16 protein-coding genes are annotated in these 18731 nt (G+C 31.5%); 13 read left to right on the top strand and 3 right to left on the bottom strand.

Features of this window, described 5'->3' with window-relative positions:
• Positions 1–4 precede the first annotated feature (4 nt).
• The 5 genes from pyrF (at position 5) to ISP02_RS07720 (ending at position 3266) form a co-directional block, all read left to right on the top strand.
• The gene (pyrF, locus tag ISP02_RS07740) at positions 5–697 is read left to right on the top strand and encodes an orotidine-5'-phosphate decarboxylase (RefSeq protein WP_195721003.1); all 693 of its coding nucleotides are present in this window, start codon (positions 5–7) and stop codon (positions 695–697) included.
• Position 698: 1 nt separating this feature from the next.
• Positions 699–1310 (top strand): orotate phosphoribosyltransferase, encoded by a 612-nt coding sequence (gene pyrE / locus ISP02_RS07735; protein WP_195721002.1) that lies wholly within the window; start codon positions 699–701, stop codon positions 1308–1310.
• A 25-nt stretch (positions 1311–1335) separates the two neighbouring features.
• Positions 1336–1518, top strand: a complete 183-nt coding sequence (locus ISP02_RS07730) for a hypothetical protein (protein WP_195721001.1) — start codon at positions 1336–1338, stop codon at positions 1516–1518.
• A gap of 413 nt (positions 1519–1931) precedes the next feature.
• A complete protein-coding gene (locus ISP02_RS07725; protein ID WP_195721000.1) occupies positions 1932–2777 on the top strand; it encodes a YitT family protein in 846 nt (281 codons plus the stop codon).
• Positions 2778–2858: 81 nt separating this feature from the next.
• On the top strand, positions 2859–3266 hold the full coding sequence (locus ISP02_RS07720) for a VOC family protein (protein WP_195721848.1): 408 nt from the start codon (positions 2859–2861) through the stop codon (positions 3264–3266).
• Between the two features lie 554 nt (positions 3267–3820).
• On the opposite strand, the gene ISP02_RS07715 is transcribed toward ISP02_RS07720, so the two are convergent.
• A complete protein-coding gene (locus ISP02_RS07715; protein ID WP_195720999.1) occupies positions 3821–5521 on the bottom strand; it encodes an Rqc2 family fibronectin-binding protein in 1701 nt (566 codons plus the stop codon).
• Positions 5522–5678: 157 nt separating this feature from the next.
• Between ISP02_RS07715 and gmk the strand changes: the two genes are divergently transcribed.
• From gmk to priA, 4 genes are all read left to right on the top strand, one after another.
• On the top strand, positions 5679–6302 hold the full coding sequence (gmk, locus tag ISP02_RS07710; RefSeq protein ID WP_195720998.1) for a guanylate kinase: 624 nt from the start codon (positions 5679–5681) through the stop codon (positions 6300–6302).
• The gene (gene rpoZ / locus ISP02_RS07705) at positions 6302–6505 is read left to right on the top strand and encodes a DNA-directed RNA polymerase subunit omega (RefSeq protein ID WP_195720997.1); all 204 of its coding nucleotides are present in this window, start codon (positions 6302–6304) and stop codon (positions 6503–6505) included. The genes gmk and rpoZ overlap by 1 nt, the downstream gene beginning before the upstream one ends.
• 188 nt (positions 6506–6693) lie before the next feature.
• Complete coding sequence (coaBC, locus tag ISP02_RS07700) at positions 6694–7908, top strand: bifunctional phosphopantothenoylcysteine decarboxylase/phosphopantothenate--cysteine ligase CoaBC (RefSeq protein WP_195720996.1); 1215 nt, start codon at positions 6694–6696, stop codon at positions 7906–7908.
• 1 nt (position 7909) lies between these two features.
• Positions 7910–10318: a primosomal protein N' gene (priA, locus tag ISP02_RS07695; protein ID WP_195720995.1), complete on the top strand. Its 2409-nt coding sequence runs from the start codon at positions 7910–7912 to the stop codon at positions 10316–10318.
• A gap of 266 nt (positions 10319–10584) precedes the next feature.
• On the opposite strand, the gene ISP02_RS07690 is transcribed toward priA, so the two are convergent.
• On the bottom strand, positions 10585–12078 hold the full coding sequence (locus ISP02_RS07690) for a glycosyltransferase (RefSeq protein ID WP_195720994.1): 1494 nt from the start codon (positions 12076–12078) through the stop codon (positions 10585–10587).
• 1207 nt (positions 12079–13285) lie between these two features.
• Complete coding sequence (locus ISP02_RS07685; RefSeq protein ID WP_195720993.1) at positions 13286–14275, bottom strand: glycosyltransferase family 2 protein; 990 nt, start codon at positions 14273–14275, stop codon at positions 13286–13288.
• 847 nt (positions 14276–15122) lie between these two features.
• On the opposite strand from ISP02_RS07685, the gene ISP02_RS07680 reads away from it, so the two are divergent.
• The 4 genes from ISP02_RS07680 (at position 15123) to rsmB (ending at position 18729) form a co-directional block, all read left to right on the top strand.
• A complete protein-coding gene (locus tag ISP02_RS07680; protein ID WP_195720992.1) occupies positions 15123–15815 on the top strand; it encodes a GNAT family N-acetyltransferase in 693 nt (230 codons plus the stop codon).
• Between the two features lie 193 nt (positions 15816–16008).
• Positions 16009–16497, top strand: coding sequence for a peptide deformylase (locus ISP02_RS07675; protein WP_195720991.1), 489 nt, complete (start codon positions 16009–16011; stop codon positions 16495–16497).
• A complete protein-coding gene (gene fmt, locus ISP02_RS07670; protein ID WP_195720990.1) occupies positions 16490–17422 on the top strand; it encodes a methionyl-tRNA formyltransferase in 933 nt (310 codons plus the stop codon). Before ISP02_RS07675 ends, fmt begins: the two co-directional genes overlap by 8 nt.
• Complete coding sequence (gene rsmB / locus ISP02_RS07665) at positions 17419–18729, top strand: 16S rRNA (cytosine(967)-C(5))-methyltransferase RsmB (protein ID WP_195720989.1); 1311 nt, start codon at positions 17419–17421, stop codon at positions 18727–18729. The genes fmt and rsmB overlap by 4 nt, the downstream gene beginning before the upstream one ends.
• Positions 18730–18731: the final 2 nt, after the last annotated feature.

The following is an 18731-nucleotide window of genomic DNA, read 5'->3' as shown; positions in this document are numbered from 1 at the left end:
ATAAGTGAAGCAATTACCAATTATTGCACTCGATTTTGACACTGAAACTGCAGTAAATAATTTTTTAGATAAATTTGACGAACCATTATTTGTTAAAGTTGGTATGGAGTTATTTTATCAAACAGGACCACAACTTATTAAATCTATAAAAGCGCGTGACCATGATATTTTTCTGGATTTAAAATTGCATGATATTCCTAATACTGTAGGAAAAGCAATGGAAGGCCTAAGTAAACTTGATGTCGATTTAGTGAATGTTCATGCAGCAGGTGGTACGACAATGATGGAACAAGCTGTTTCAGGCATTCGTAAGCATAATACGGATATTAAAATCATTGCAGTAACGCAATTAACATCAACGTCTCAAGAAATGTTAAATGAACAACAAAACATTAAATCTACGATGGACGAAGCGGTATTAAATTATGCTAGCTTAGCTCAAAAATCTGGATTGGACGGCGTGGTTTGTTCACCGCTTGAAACTGCTATGTTGAAACGTCATTTAGGGAAGTCATTTTTAAAAGTTACGCCAGGTATACGTCCTTTAGACAGTAAAACAGACGATCAAAAACGAGTAACGACACCGGAAGATGCTAAAAAAATGGGCTCTACACATATCGTTGTAGGTAGACCAATAACACAAAGCGACGACCCAGTTGCTAGTTATCACAAAATTAAAGAAAGTTGGTTAGGTTAATATGACAAAACGTATAGCTCAATCGTTATTAGATATTGGAGCAGTTTCACTTTCACCGAATGATTTATTTACATGGAGTTCAGGAATTAAGTCGCCAATTTATTGCGACAACAGGGTAACTTTAGGCTATCCAAAAGTGAGAACTGAAATTAGAGATGGTCTATGTGATTTAATAAATACAAAATTTTCAAATGTCGAAATTGTTTCAGGTACTGCAACAGCTGGTATTCCTCATGCGGCTTATGTTTCTGAAGTTTTAAATTTACCAATGAACTATGTGCGTTCTAAAAGTAAAAGTCATGGTAAACAAAATCAAATCGAAGGCGCATTAAGTGAAGGGAAAAAAATCGTTGTTATTGAAGATTTGATTTCAACTGGAGGTTCTTCAATCACGGCAGTGAATGCATTAAAAGAAGCCGGAGCTGAAGTCTTAGGTGTTGTAGCTATTTTTACTTATGGTTTAAATAAAGCAAAAGAATTATTTAACGAGGCAGGTATTCCATTTTACACTTTAAGCGACTATAATGAATTAATAGAACTTGCCAAAGATAATGGTGAAATTTCAGAGCAAGATATTAAGACATTAGTTGAATGGAGAGATAACTTAGCATAAAATGTTAAGTAGAGGGGGTAATATCATGTCAAACAACCCACACGATGTTTACCGACAATTTTCTCATATTAACAAATTTTTATCTAAAACTGTCGATTATCGTAATGATCATAAAGTAGATGATCAAAATGAACGGTTATCTTCAGCTTCAGATAAAAACATATTTAAAAAAGCAAAATCAGACATTAAAGCTAAAGGTCATATTTAATAGCTAGATAAGAGAACGAGACTAAGTATTCACTTAAGTCTCGCTCTCTTTTTAATATTTAGCGTATGAAAATTTTTGTTAAGATATAACCTAATAATATGAAAACTGCTGCTACTAATAATGAAATTATATAGATCATGTTACCGAACCTCCAATAATTTATATAATGTAAATATTGTCATAATAACAGTCACACTCTTTGATTGTATAAATGCATAAAACATATTTTGATAGTGACATTGAAATGAGTAATTGTATATAATTGCTTACGTTAAACTGTTACTAATTTACGTACGACTTTTTCAAATTTTTATCAATAATGAAGTAATTACCATTTTAATAATTATGGTATTCATATTTTAACATAGTAAGAGCATTTACAATGGATAATTAATTATCGTTAGGAGCGGTGTATGAAAAAATTAATCAAAGATCACTATAAAAATATACTCTTTTGTATTATTGGATCATTTATCAACGCACTTGGCGTTAGCTTTTTTATTTTAGGAGCTAATATGGGTGACGGAGGCACAATTGGTATTTCACTAGCGCTTAAATATACGCTTGGATTTTCCCCGGCCGTGACCTCATTAATCATTAATACGTTAGTTATTATCGTAGGATGGAAATTTTTAAGTAAAGCTACTGCAGTATATACTTTCATTACGAATACAGCGTTATCTTTCTTTTTACATTTAACAGAAAATCTTAATTTAGGTATTCATGATTTTGTGATTAGCTCAATATTTGGTGGTGTGTTCATTGGTATTGGTAGTGGTTTTATCATCGCGGCTGGTAGTACGTCTGGTGGTACGTCAGTCGTTGCTAAAATGCTAAATAAATATTTTGATGTTAAAACATCTCAAGGTATTTTTATTTTAGATGGTTTAGTTGTATTATCTTTTTTACTTGTATTACCTTTAAAAAACGTACTATTCACAATTATTATGTTATTTATTACAGAACGTGCCACTTCATTTATTATAGAAGGATTCAATCCTAAAAAGGCTGTTACTGTTATTTCGAATAAAAGTGAAGACATCAGTAATGTCATTAATTCTTTTACCGGAAGAGGTTCTACAATATTAAATGGTAAAGGCGGCTACGGCAAAAATGAAACGAGTATGCTATATGTCGTCGTCCCTCAATCTCAAGTGACGCGCGTTAAAAGCATGGTTAGTGAAATCGATGAAAATGCATTTTTAGTAATACATGATGTACGTGACGTGTTAGGAAATGGCTTTATGAATATGAATTAGCTATAAAGGCCTAGGCTCGATTTATATTAATAATATAGTTATGATGATTATTAGATAGCAAATGGAGAAAGGGGTAAAATGATGATTATACCTAAAGTTACAACTTTTTTAATGTTCAATGGTAATGCAGAAGAAGCAATAAATTTATACGTAAGTGCATTTGATGATGCTGAAATTTTAACATTAGTTAAATACAGTGAAGAAAGTGGAGAAATGTCTGGAGCGGTGCAACATGCAATATTTAGAATCAAAGATCAAGTATTGATGGCCATCGATAATGTGAACGGTGTAGATATTGATATGACACCTGCCATGTCTTTATACGTGACTGTTGAAAGTACGATGGAGATGGAACAATTATTCAGTAAATTAAAAAGTGGTGGTGCTATATTAATGCCGAAAACTGAAATGCCACCTACATTTAGAGAGTTCACTTGGATAGTGGACAAATTTGGCGTTAATTTCCAACTAGCATTACCAGAAAAATAATAAAATAAGAAGAAATGTCTGAGACATAAATATCTCTTACTAAAGTAAAAACGTCAATCCCTATCGAGATAATATAGCAACTGACGTTTTTTTATGAACTTATTTGGTAGCTTAATCTACTAATGTTTATATTTATTTCTCTAACTGACAGTCATGTGAAATTTAAATAGCTTTCATAGGGAAGTTTTAGTGGAGTTATATTATAATCTTATTTTTTGTAGTGATATTCTAATACAATCATATGTGAGTGTTGTATGGATTTTGTAAATCTAGCATAAATAACATGTTTCTTGATACCAGGGCCTTGACCACAAGATAATTGATTTTAATCAGTTTTAACAGACAATTTAAGTTGGGATAGGCTAAAGCCACAGTTGTTATAGGGGACAATAACATTAGTTCAATTCCTAAGGGAGAAGAACTACAGGTGGAGAATAGAAATAGGAAAGTAAATTATATAATATATAGTATTAAAACAAAAATAGCACTTACATGATTTCTATTTAGAAATCATGTAAGTGCTACTAGTTTGGAAATTATGCCCCAAACTCTTATTAGTCATTGCTTTTCATTTGTTGTATGTGATCATAATCTGGTGTAACAAATAATGTTTTTTGATTATCGTACGTTACAAACCCAGGTTTAGCACCTGAAGGTTTATGAACATGTTTAATTTCAGTATAATCCACCGGAATTTGACTTGAACTTCCTGCTTTGGAGAAATAACCTGCTAACATAGCCGCTTCTTTTATAGTTTCTTCGCTAGGAATATCATTTAAAATAACTACGTGAGAACCTGGTATATCTTTTGTATGAAACCAAATATGATTTTTATTTGCTTTCTTGTTTGTTAAATAGTCATTTTGTTTGTTATTTTTACCTACTAGTATTGGGGTACCATCCGTTGCCACATAACTTTGTAATTTAAGCTCTGATTTTTTCTTTTTCTTACTTTGTTTACGTTGTTTCATAAAGCCCTGTTCAGCTAATTCGTCTCTAATGTCATCGATTTCATTAACTGTAATGTGCGCTAATTGTTGTTCGATATTTTCAAAGTAAGTAATGTTTTCTTTGGTTAACACTATCTGTTTGTTCAACTCACGGTCACGCGTTTTTAATCTATTATATTGTTTGTAATAATGTTGCGCATTGACTGATGGTGATTTAGTTGGATTAAGTGGTATAGTTACTTCTTCATTCGTATAATAATTGAGAACCGTTACATACTCATCACCTTGATTAATACGATATATATTGGCGGTGATTAATTCACCATATAGTTGTTGTGTGTCTTTTTCTTTCGTACCTTCTTGTTCATCAATTAACTTACTTAATTTATTTTGATATTTATGCAATTGTTGTTGTACAAACTTCACTAAATCATTTGCACGTTGTTTAACACGTTCTCTTTCTCCACGTGCTTCATAATATCGGTCTAACAATTCATTTAATGAATCATATTCAATCATATCATCATGAAATTGTTGTAACTTCATGAAGTAAAAATCTTCTTTACCTGTTTTATGATTTTTATGAAAGACAGGTATCGGCGCAGCTTTTACTTCGGCTAATACTTCATCAAAAGCAGCAGGTAATGTACTTTGCGTTATAAATTTTCTGCGACTAACAATCTCATTTGTTATTAAAGGACTGAAGCCTTCAAAATGATTCAGTAATTGTTTAGCGATTTTCCCACTATTAAAGTCGATATATTGAGTGACTTCTTCACCAGAAATATCAAATGGGTTAATCTTATTTTGAGTAGGCGGAGTTTCGTACTGAAAACCAGGCATAACGGTACGATATTGATTGGTATTTGGAGTTAAATGTTTGAAGCCTTCGATGATTTTCCTATTATCGTCGACGAGAATTAAGTTACTATGTTTACCCATAATTTCAAGAATAACGGTACGATAAATCGTATCTCCAATTTCGTCTTTACTTTCTACATCAATCTCAATTCGGCGGTCATTGCCGATTTGTCTGATTGCTTTAATAAAGCCACCCTCTAAGTGTTTACGAAACACACGTGCAAACATAGGCGGATCGAATGGATTATCATACTTTTTATTTGTTAGTTGTAACCTAGAAAAACTTGGGTGTATAGATAACAATAGTTGGTGGTTTTTACGATTTTGACGAACCACCATAATTATCGCGTCATTTTCAGGTTGATTGATTTTATGAATTCTACCTGTTGTTAAAAACTGTAGAGATTCAATCATTTTTTTCGTGAATAAGCCATCATATGCCATTTAAGTCAGCCACCTTATTTTAAGTCATTCATTTTATTGTAACATGTAGTAATCAATTGGTCATAGGTAAAGATTGTTATAAGTATGCTATACAATTAAAGCTTTATTATGGTATCATATGTAAATAATACAGTATAGCTTAGAGAGGTTATAAGGAATGGATAATGAGAAAGGTTTGTTGATAGTACTATCTGGACCATCTGGCGTTGGTAAAGGTACAGTTAGAAAGAAAATATTCGATGATCCATCTACATCTTACAAATATTCTATATCAATGACTACACGTGAAATGCGTGTTGGAGAAGTTGATGGTGTTGATTACTTTTTCAAATCTAAAGCTGAATTTGAAGAGTTAATTAAACAAGATCAATTTATAGAATATGCTGAGTATGTAGGAAACTATTACGGGACTCCTGTTCAGTATGTTAAAGATACTATGGATCAAGGATATGATGTATTTTTAGAAATTGAAGTTGAAGGAGCCAAACAAGTACGTAAAAAATTTCCTGATGCTCTATTTATATTTCTCGCTCCACCAAGTTTGGACCATTTACGTGAACGGTTAATCGGTCGTGGTACTGAATCTGATGAAAAAATTCAAAGTCGAGTAAAAGAGGCAAGAAACGAAGTCGAAATGATGAATTTATATGATTACGTAGTTGTTAATGATGAAGTTGATTTAGCAAAACAACGTATTCAATCTATCGTAGAAGCGGAACATTTAAAAAGAGAACGCATAGAAGCAAGATATAGAAAAATGATATTGGAGGCAAAAAAATAATGCTATACCCACCATTAAATCAATTAACTGCTAAAATTAACTCTAAATACCTAATCGCTACAACTGCTGCTAAACGTGCGCGTGAATTAGAAGATGTAGAAGATACAGAATTACTTGAACGTTACAGTTCAAAAAAATCTGTCGGCAGAGCGTTAGAAGAAATCGCCGAAGGTAAAGTATACCCAGACGGCTTACAAAACTAAATTTCTAAGCTAATACTAAAAATGTAGTAAGACATGCCTTTAATTTCGAGGTGTGTCTTTTTTATAATACCAAAGTTTTGTGTATAATGAGCCATGAAAGTAAAATGAGAACGTTAAAAATCAACACTGTCATAATAAATTAATGCATTAGTGTGAGTTGAATTGAGTTATATGGAGGTAACTTTATCATGAAAAATATATTATTAGCAGTTACTGGTGGAATCGCAGCCTACAAAGCAATAGATTTAACTAGTAAATTGTCTCAAGCTGGTTATGATGTGCGTGTCATGTTAACAGACAATGCCCAAGAATTTGTTACTCCTTTATCATTCCAAGCCATTAGTAGAAACCCCGTTTACACAAACACGTTTTTTGAACAAAATCCACAAGAAATACAACACGTGGCACTTGGAGACTGGGCGGATATCATTATTATAGCACCAGCAACAGCTAACACTATTGCTAAATTAAGTAATGGTATAGCTGATGACATGGTTACATCGACTTTATTAGCTACGGAGACGCCTAAATTTATTGCACCTGCCATGAATGTTCACATGTACGAAAATAAAAGAACGCAACATAATATGGCGACGTTAAATGAAGATGGATATCATTTTATTGAACCAGGTGAGGGATATTTAGCATGTGGTTACGTCGCTAAAGGAAGAATGGAAGAACCATTACAAATATTAACTAAAATAGAACAATTTATTAATAATGAGCAATTAGAAACTGAAATCGAACACAGTACATTTAATGGTAAAAATGCTTTAGTTACTGCTGGGCCAACGATTGAAGTGCTTGATCCGGTACGGTATTTATCAAACCGTTCTTCAGGTAAGATAGGTTATGCTTTAGCAGAGTCTTTAGCTAAACGTGGTGCTAACGTGACACTCGTCAGTGGGCCTACACATTTACCTCATCCAAAGCACAAAAATATTAAATTAGTCAAAGTGCAAAGTGCAGAAGAAATGTTCAGAGCTGTTTCCTCGAGATATGACCAATTAGATATTGTATTTAAGGCAGCAGCAGTTTCTGATTATACACCTAGTGAAACATTGAATCATAAGTTAAAGAAACAAGATGGTGAATTATCGGTAACATTCAAACGGACACCTGATATTTTAAAATATTTAGGAGAGCATAAAACGCATCAATATTTAGTTGGTTTTGCGGCAGAAACTCAAAATATCGATGACTATGCACAACAAAAATTAGCCAAGAAAAATGCTGACGTAGTGATTGCTAATAATGTGGGGGACCAATCCATTGGATTCAGTTCGGATGATAATGACTACACGATGCATTTCGCTACGACAGATGCTGTGCGATTGGGTAAAGATACTAAGCTGGCGCTCGCTGACAAAATATTAAATGAACTAGAAGCAAGGTGGCAATAACATGATAGCTAAAGTAATCGTTGATATACCATCTAAAAGTGTTGATTTCACGTTTGATTATATTATTCCGACACGATTACAATCTATCCTACAAGTTGGTATGAGAGTAATTGTGCCATTTGGTCCAAGAACGATTCAAGGGTATGTAATGTCAATGACTGAAACATATGATGAACAACTTGATATCTCAAAATTAAAAGAAATTAAAGAAGTTCAAGATATTAAACCCGAATTAACATCCGAATTAATAGAGTTGAGTGAATGGTATAGTCAATATTTTGTGACAAAGCGTATATCCATGTTGGAAGTTATGTTACCAAGCGCTATAAAAGCAAAATATACTAAAGTTTTTAAACTAAATGATGAACAACTTTTGCCACAATCATTAGTGAGCAAATTTAATAAAGATGGATATTATTTATATAAAGAAGCACAAAGTAATGAAGATATAACTGAACTTGTTCAATATTTAAACCAAGGTACAATTACAGAAGAAACGATATTGTCACAAAACACATCTAAGAAACAGCAGCGGGCAGTAAAAGTTACAGACGGATTTGACTATGATGAGGTGTTACAGTCTCTTGAAAAATCTGTTAAACAGTATGACTTATATGCCTACTTAATAGATGAAAAACATCATACAGTATTATTGAAAGATATAGAAGCAATGGGATTATCTAAATCAAGTATTGATACGCTTGCTAGAAAGGGATACGTCGAAAAATATGACACTGTAGTAGAACGTGATCCATTCGAAACACGAGTGTTTGAACAAGAATCCAAGCAAGTTTTAACAGAGTCACAACAACAAGCATTTGATGCAATTTCAGCAAAAGTTAATGCACATGAACATCAAACATTTTTACTGCATGGTGTTACTGGGTCTGGGAAAACTGAAGTGTATTTGCATACTATAGAAGAGGTGTTAGAACTTGGCAGAGAAGCTATGATGTTAGTACCTGAAATCGCATTAACACCCCAGATGGTATTGCGTTTTAAACGCCGTTTTGGAGATGATGTTGCGGTGCTTCACTCTGGTTTATCAAAAGGAGAACGCTATGACGAATGGCAAAAAATCCGCGACGGGCGTGCCCGAGTAAGCGTAGGAGCTCGTTCTAGCGTATTTGCGCCATTTAAAAATTTAGGCATGATTATTATCGATGAAGAACATGAATCATCATATAAACAAGAAGACTATCCTCGCTATCATGCGAGAGATATAGCTCAGTGGCGTAGCCAATACCACAATTGTCCATTGATTTTGGGGAGCGCAACACCAAGTTTAGAAACTTACGCTCGTGCCGATAAAAAAGTATATGACTTATTACCATTGCCTAGTAGAGTTAATAACCAAGCTATGCCGGAAATAGAAATAGTAGACATGAGAGCCGAATTAAGTGAAGGCAATCGTTCAATGTTTTCTAATAAATTACGTGAGGCTATTCAAATACGTTTGGACAAAAAAGAACAAATCGTTTTATTCTTAAATCGTCGTGGATATGCTTCATTTATGCTTTGTAGAGATTGTGGTCACGTACCACAATGTCCTAATTGTGATATTTCATTAACTTACCATAAGTCGGCGGATCAACTAAAATGTCATTATTGTGGTTATCAAGAAACACCACCTAATTTATGTTCAAACTGTGAAAGCGAACATATACGACAAGTTGGTACAGGCACGCAACGAGTTGAAGAACTATTACAACGCGAATTTCCACAATCAAATATTATTCGTATGGATGTGGATACAACTTCTAGAAAAGGTGCCCATGAAAAACTGTTAAATGATTTTGGTGAAGGCAAAGGCGATATCTTATTGGGCACACAAATGATAGCTAAAGGATTAGACTTTCCAAATATTACGCTTGTTGGTGTGTTAAATGCTGATACGATGTTAAACTTACCTGATTTTCGTTCAAGTGAACGTACGTTTCAGTTGTTAACCCAAGTTGCGGGTAGAGCAGGCCGACATGATAAAGAAGGCGAAGTTTTAATTCAAACTTACAACCCAGAGCATTATGCAATTAAAGACGTGCAACTCAATGATTATTTAGCGTTTTATGAAAAAGAAATGAATTATAGAAAGTTAGGTAAATATCCACCATATTTCTTTTTAATTAATTTTACTATTGCACACCAAGATATGAAAAAGGTAATGGAAGCTTCCAAACATATACATCAGATTTTATTGCAACACATATCGGATAAAGCATTTGTTTTAGGGCCGTCACCTGCAGCGTTATCTAGAATAAATAACGAGTACCGCTTCCAAATACTTATTAAATATAAGAATGAACCAGCGCTACATCAAGCTTTACAATACTTAGATGACTATTATCATGATCAGTATTTGAAACATAAATTAGCACTGAAGATTGATATCAATCCTAATATGATGATGTAATGTATCGATATAAATGGCTTAAAAACAATATTCACAAGGGTTTGAGAGTTTCTATAAAATATAAAAAGGGCAAAAAAAGGGCAGTCATTTAAATGACTGCCTTTCTTGTTTTATGTAGACTGTTATAACTCTCTTAAACAGTGTTGTTTCTTAGTAACAAATCCCAATTTCATATTTAAAGCAGTGTATAGCAACTTCATCCCAATAAAAGATAAAAATAAATAGGGCATCGCTAAATGCCCATAGCTTGATTTAAACGTATAATATTAATTATTTAGTGATGAAAATAATCTTTTATAGTTATCTATTGCGGAATCATATTTTAATTCTGGCTTTGTTTTTACATTAGGTAACGGTGTTTCAATAATCTTTTCCATATAATTAGCTAATTGAGATATATTATTAGCTTCCACAAGATAGCCATTCTCATTATGGTTTATAATCTCTGATGGCCCATATTTAATGTCGTAGGATATAACAGGACATCCTACATTGATACTTTCCATAACTGATAATGCAAATCCTTCAAATTTACTAGTTAATAAAGAGGCTTTAGATTTTTGAAATTCTATTGTTGGATTATTTGTATAGTCATTAATACTTACTTTATCTTGTATGCCATAATCTTTAATTAGTTTTTCAAGCTTTGCTTTTTGATGAAATTCATCTTTACCGAAAATAACAAGATTAGTTGTATACCCGCTTTGCAAAAATTCATTATACGCTTTAATAATGTGGTCAAGTTGCTTCTCAACGCCTAGACGTCCTAAGAAAATAAACCTATTTTCTTGTTCTATATGTTCATTAATATCCTTTTGTTGTATAAAATGTGGAATGATGCTAATTTTTTCGGATTCGATTGATGCAATGTTTTGGATATCATTTTTTTGTTTATGAGTTAAAACGATATATTTTGCAACCTTATTTGAATTATTTAGTGCGAATTTAAAAGAAGCTTTTATCTTATCATCATTTAAATGACTACTATGAAAAACTAGTATGTTGTGCGTTTGGTTTGATTGATTTAATAATGGAGCATCCAATGCTCTAGCATCACAAAATACTGTGTCGTTATCAGAGAATCTAGAATCAAAATAATATTTGAAAAATTGTCGTTCAGAAGCAAAAGTCTTATGAGGCCGATTCTGTTGATAAGTCTGAATATAAATTAAATCATTGTTCTTATTATCTTCATACATTTTTTTACAGTATATATTACCATCAACATCAAAATATTCTTCTAATATTTTCTGCTTCGTACTATGAGAATAGTAATGTTTTCTATGTAAAATACCGTGTTTGTTATACTGCCAGCGTTGTACCTTCGTTTTGCTGATTGGTGACATGAAATCTTCGAATTCTAGTATCTTCGAATCATCATAAAATTTCCTATATAAAACATAATTTTCTCCATCAAAATAGCGCACGGCACTAGCGTTTTTAACCATTTCGCTACGTAATCCCTCGATTTCATAAGATGTTTCTATATAAGTGTCTTTTTTTAAGAACTTTGTCTTAGGATTAATTAATAAGTTAAAGCCCGACAACCAATCGTATATATTTTCATATTGAATATTACTAGTTACTTTTTCTTCTTCTAAAAATAGTTTATATACCTCTAGGTATTCAATGTTATAATTAGTCGTTAATATTTTAGTAGGTATATTAAGTTCTTTGTCGAGTAATTTTATTCTACTTAGTAAAGACTTAGTTCTACCACCATGATTTAGCGGTAGGGTAGTTGTAACTGTGTAAATCATATAATATCCCCTTTATATATGTTTTTTTACAAATTTCGATACTTGTAAAGGCTAGTTTTGAATACGTATCCCTCAATAGTATTCATCAAAGCCATCTTTCATTGTGTAATGTTTTATCGTTTTTAATACATTCAGTTTTCTAACTAAAACTTTCTGATTAATATGTTTACCCTATGTCATTTTACGATGATCACTTCTTTGGATAGCAATGCTATGTATTGAGCAAATTGTTCGTTGTTGTTAAGCAAATATCATTTATTTTATTATTATATTAACATAACTAATATTAAAATATTAAACAATATTTTAATTGTTCTTAATTATGCTATCCTTATATATACATATTTCAAATGCATAATTTTTAGTTTTTTTCTAAAGTATTTATTGTTTTGTATATAAAGCTAAGCTATTATATCAAAATCGATGACATGAAACATTTTTAAATCCTTTTAAGAACTTAGGAAATATTATTGTTGTTCTTATGGGTATAAACAAAATTGAAGTATATTAGTTTTAGGCATTGTTGAAAAAAGGTTAATGAACAAGAGGTCAGCAGTATAACTCAAAAAATTTTTAAGCAATGAGTTGTTTTTATAAGTAGGTCTTGCTAAATTAATGATAGCTTTATTAATGAAAATGTTGTATGATACATTAGTATGCCTTAGGGCGTATTTGATGAATGTTTGTCTAGTTTATGCCCTAGGGTATATATCCAGACAAATACTCAGACAGCCACCCTTAATTGGGTGGTCTTTTTTATTTAAATGGCCTATTCATTAAATCACTGATAATTCATACTTAGTAATTGGACATATAGAATTATTAATCTATTGTTATTTATCTAATTATTAATTCAGTATAAAATTACCAAATAAATATTCTGAAATGTGTTTTAAAAATGATGAACGTTGCAAATTTCTTGAAAAAATAGTGTCATAGGCAGATACAAATAAACAGATTTAAATAAAGGGTAGTCCATGAAAAGAGAAGAGTCACTATTCGAAACTAAAGTTAAAAATTGTCTATCGTTTATATTATAGAAGTGGTTTGTTTAAAACTTGATACTGGATCTGAAATGTTTATAGTTATTAAATTATTTTATAACTATAAAATAGCTGATTAAAATAATACATTTTCATTAAAAGTAGCTAACCGGTTGAAAAATTCACCCAATTGATTAGCTACTTTTTTAATTTTTTAGTGCTATTTATAATAATTTATCTGCCAGCATTACGCCTATTATATTATTTTGTCTAATGGCTTCTAATTTGATATTAAAGCTTTGTGTTACGTATTTATCCATAGATCTAGGTAGTTCATTTAGCGTTACTGAATAATGTTTTAACCATTCAATTTTATCTTCATAACACATCTGACTGAGTGCAAAATTTTTGTTACGACCATGTCTCAATAAGCGAGTCGTAAATTTACCTGCGAATTCATCACGTGTATCTGCGTCTGTATAAATTGTACTGTTATAGATTGCTTTATAAATCTCTTTTATCGTCGCAAAGTATTCACTACCGGTACTATGGCTAGAAGTTAAATGCGTTCTATGCTCAAAATTATTGACGACAACATAATATTCAACGTCAGTTTTTATAGCATAGTTACGTGAATTCATTAAAAATTTAACTGTGAATAATTGATCTTCAGCCGTTTTGGCATCTGCTTTAAATTTAATATTATGCTCTTGTATAACACTTTTTCTAAACATTTTTAAAACAGATAGTGCATAAAATATACTATTCTGAATAATTTCAGCTTTTGGAACATTACCTTTTTCGAAAATAGCTTTAGGTACGCCACGTCCTTTACCTTCTACGCCATATTTACCTATTATTAAATCACTATCATGTTTAACACCATAATTGTATAAATCTTTAAGCGTTTTTTTATGAATGTAATCATCCGAATCTAAAAAGAACACATATTCTCCGTTACTCAATTCAAGCCCCGTATTTCTTGGAATACTAGCACTCCCACTATTAACATTTAATTGCTTAACACGAATGAAATCATTGTATTGTCGAGCGTAGTTTTCGATAATGTCTAATGTGTTATCAGTTGAACAATCATCTACGATAATTAATTCGTAATCTTGAGTATGCATCGTTTGATTGATTACCGATTCTATCGAACGTCTTATACAATCTTCATTGTTATATGTTGGCATTATTACACTGACTTTTTTCATTTAACTAAATCACCCTTAACTATATTTTCATTACTTACTAAAACTTTAAGTAGCTAAAAAATATTAGTTTCTATAATTTGTTAAAACACAGTTTCCAATACATAAATAGAGTCACAGTATGTTGATTTAGCCAATCATACTGTGACTCTATACAAGCTTATTAAAAGCATGAAGTTCATAAGCGTGTTCTCTAAATATATGTTTGCTAAATTATGATTGGTCTTGGATGTCTGATGTAAATTAAATTACGGTAAATGAATTTTTCTCAATTTCAAAATTTTCTATAATTGTATCTTTGGTACATATAATCTTTATTAAACTGCATGATGAAATAGGATAATACAACTTAATATATATCTTTATCTACTATATAAGTAATATAAAATTCAATTACTCCGATGTTATTGTTTAACAAATATTACATATATACTAATATGTTTTAATGCTTCTATGAAGTTATCACTAAGTTTACTGTATGAGACACTTTGGTTTCGCGTTAAGTAGTTCAATTTTAAATAAATTTGATTAATATAGCATAATCAAACCGACTTGTTAGCTTACTGTTTGTAACATTTACTATTATGTATAAAACAATAGCAAAGTTTCGCTAAATTGCCTCAACAGAGCCCTATATGATAATTTAATAATAAGTAAAAGTTGTATAATTATCAATAAATAACACTAAAATTCGACTTTATATAATGTCACTTTAAATATCTGGTTTATGATATTTAAATAAGATATAATATGGTTTAATAATTATTCGCCTTTTCTCTTCAATCGCCATAATGCTCAGTCAATTTATTTAGTAATACTAATCCAAATTAAATGATAGTAGGTGTAATAAATGAGATATAATCAATTTAATCAACCAATAGGAGAAAATTTAGAAACATTTACCAAGCCATCTTTTCCAGAAGTAAGTCTTTTAAATGGGCAATATTGTCGTTTAGAAAAGTTAAATGAACAACATATAGATGATTTATTTAGCCAATTTAGTTTGGAAGAAGACGCTTCAAATTGGACGTATCTTACTGAAGAACAGATAAATGATAAGTCATTATTTAAACAGTATATAGAAAAACAAATTAAATCAGATGATCCATATTTTTTAGCAATTATTGACCAAAAGTCTAATAAAGCGTTAGGGGAATTTTCTTTATTACGTATCAATCCTATCGATGCTTCTATTGAAGTGGGTCATATTCATTTTTCTAATATTTTAAAGCGCACTCGAATCGCGACTGAGGCACATTTTTTATTAGCAAGTTATGTGTTTGATATATTAGGTTATCGTAGATATGAATGGAAATGTGATAGTTTGAACAATCCTTCTATGAACAGTGCGAAACGTTTAGGCTTTACTTACGAAGGTATATTTAGACAACATAAAATTTATAAAACACGTAATAGAGATACAGCATGGTTTTCTATGTTAGATAGTGAATGGCCAAGTATTAAACAAAAATATGAACAATGGTTAGCTGCAGATAATTTTGATGAAGATGGTAACCAACGTCATAGTTTAAATATTCAATAATTATAAAGTGACAAGCATTTTTAAGTAAAAGTGATAACTTTTACTTGAATGCTTATTTTTAATGAATTAAAAAGTGAAATGATTAATTAAAGAATGTCAATATAACTTGTGAAAAAGTTATATTTAGTAACGGTCGCAATTTTAAGTGAGATAAGTTATAATTATATGATGAATTTTGAGAGGTGTCTTACCGATGACAATTAAGCACTTAGTTTCTAAACAACATCCATTGTTGTCAAGAAAAATTAGTCCAGTTAAGAATTTTAATGAAGAGCTCAACCAATTATTATTAGATATAGAAGATACCATGTATAAGCAAGAAGCTTCGGCATTATGTGCACCACAAGTTGGTATTGATAAACAAGTTGCTATAATTGATATGGAAATAGATGGGTTACTACAATTGATCAATCCACAAATCGTAAGTCAGTCGGATGAAAAAATTACTGAACTCGAAGGTTCAATTAGTTTACCTGATGTATATGGAGAAGTAACAAGAAGTAAGATGATAGTCGTAAAGAGTAATGATAAAGAGGGCAATGAAGTAGAGTTAACGGCCTATGATGATGTAGCTAGAATGATATTACATATGGTAGATCATTTTAATGGAATTTTATTTACTGAACGAGTAACGCGGTTAATGACTGAATCTGAGATGGAGGCGTATTTTAATCATGAGTAATGTAATTTTTATGGGAACACCTGACTTTTCAACAAAAATATTAGAAATGCTTTTAGCAGAACATAATGTTATAGCGGTTGTGACTCAACCAGATAGACCAGTAGGTAGAAAGAAAAAAATGACGCCACCGCCTGTTAAAGAAATTGCCATAAAACACGGCTTACCTATTTATCAACCAGAAAAATTGACTCAGTCTGAAGAATTGGGACAACTTATAGCATTAGATGCCGATTTAATAGTGACAGCTGCGTTTGGGCAACTATTACCAGAAAAACTTTTAAAATCACCTAGGCTAGGTGCAATAAACGTGCATGCTTCTTTATTACCCAAATATAGGGGGGGCGCACCTATACATCAAGCCATTATAGATGGCGAATCACAAACGGGCATTACGATTATGTATATGGCTGAAAAATTAGACGCGGGAGATATCATAGCTCAGCGTGCAATTGATATTGAACAACAAGATGATGTGGGGACGATGCATGATAAATTAAGCTTCTTAGGTGCTGATTTATTAAAAGAAATATTGCCACAAATTATAAATGGTACAAATAGTAGGCAAGCGCAAGATGATAGCCAAGCAACATTTGCTTCTAATATTAGTAGAGAAGATGAAAAAATTAATTGGCATCAATCTGCTCAAGCTATATATAATCACATTAGAGGTTTATCACCATGGCCTGTCTCCTATACAATAATGGATGGCGCAAATATGAAAATATACGCTGCACATATTGTAAATAATAAAGGTGGGCAACCAGGTGAAATTATAGAAACTACTAAAAAGGCCATTATAGTAGGTACAGAATCACAAGATGCGATTGCTTTAACAGATATTCAAATTTCAGGAAAAAAACGTATGCTTGCGGCAAATTATTTAAGCGGTGTTCAAACATCGTTAGTTGGGAAGGAATTAACATGACAGAAATACCTGTAAGAATGCATGCATTTGAAACATTGCAAGCTATAATTAATGATAAAGCGTACAGTAATATTATTATTAATGAGACTTTATCAAATACTGAAATGAACAGAGCAGACAAAAATTTATATACGGAAATAGTATATGGCACTTTAGCAAGAAAATACTCATTAGATTATATTTTAAAACCTTTCGTTAATACAAAAATTAAAGGATGGGTACGTCAATTATTATGGATGAGCATTTACCAATATGTTTATTTAGATAAGATTCCCGAACATGCCATTATTAATGAAGCAGTAGAAATTGCTAAATATAAAGGTGGACCGCATAACGGTAATGTGGTGAATGGAATTTTACGTAATATTATGCGTAATGAGTTACCTAAATTCGAAGAAATTACTGATAACAAAAAAAGAATTGCTATCCAATATAGTTTGCCTAAATGGCTTGTTGACCATTGGACAACACATTATGGTATAGAACAGACAGAAGATATTGCTAAGTCATTGTTAGAGAAAGTAGAGCAAACAGTAAGGGTAAATACGACAAGAATAACGATAGCTGACACGATTTCAAGATTAGAAGATGAAGGTTTTTCTGTCTTACAAGACGACCATGTTGATGTGTGTTTGCATTTAAGCGGGAAACCCATTATTGAGTCACGTATTTTTAAAGACGGATTAGTTTCGATTCAAGATAAAAGTTCTATGTTAGTGGGACAAATCGTATCACCTGAAAAAGAAGATGTTATTTTAGACGCGTGTAGTGCACCAGGTGGCAAAGCTTGCCACCTTTCAGAACTAATGAATAATGAAGGTCACATCGAAGCTACTGATATCCATGAACATAAAATTGAGCTAATTAACTTTAATACTAAAAAGTTACGATTATCTAACATTTTGAGCTATACACACGATGCAACAGAAAACTATGATAAAGTGTATGATAAGATTTTAGTTGATGCCCCATGTAGCGGTTTAGGTGTGTTACGCCATAAGCCAGAAATTAAATACGAACAAAGTAAAGCAACGATAGATAGTTTAGTGACTACACAATTAGCTATCTTAGATAATGTAAAAGACAACGTAAAACCCGGTGGTACATTAATTTATTCTACTTGCACTATAGAACAATTAGAAAATGAAAATGTTATTTATACATTTTTGAAAAATAATAAAGAATTTGAATTTGAAACATTTACAGACCCTAGAACTGGCGATAAAGTTAAAACATTACAAATACTACCCCAAGATTTCAACTCTGATGGTTTCTTTATAACAAAAATAAGACGGAAGGACAGCTAATT

The organism is Staphylococcus durrellii (assembly GCF_015594545.1).
In the GTDB taxonomy this organism is placed as follows: Bacteria; Bacillota; Bacilli; order Staphylococcales; family Staphylococcaceae; genus Staphylococcus; species Staphylococcus durrellii.
The sequence above is the reverse complement of the archived record's forward strand: the minus strand, read 5'-3'. Positions and strand labels throughout refer to the sequence as shown.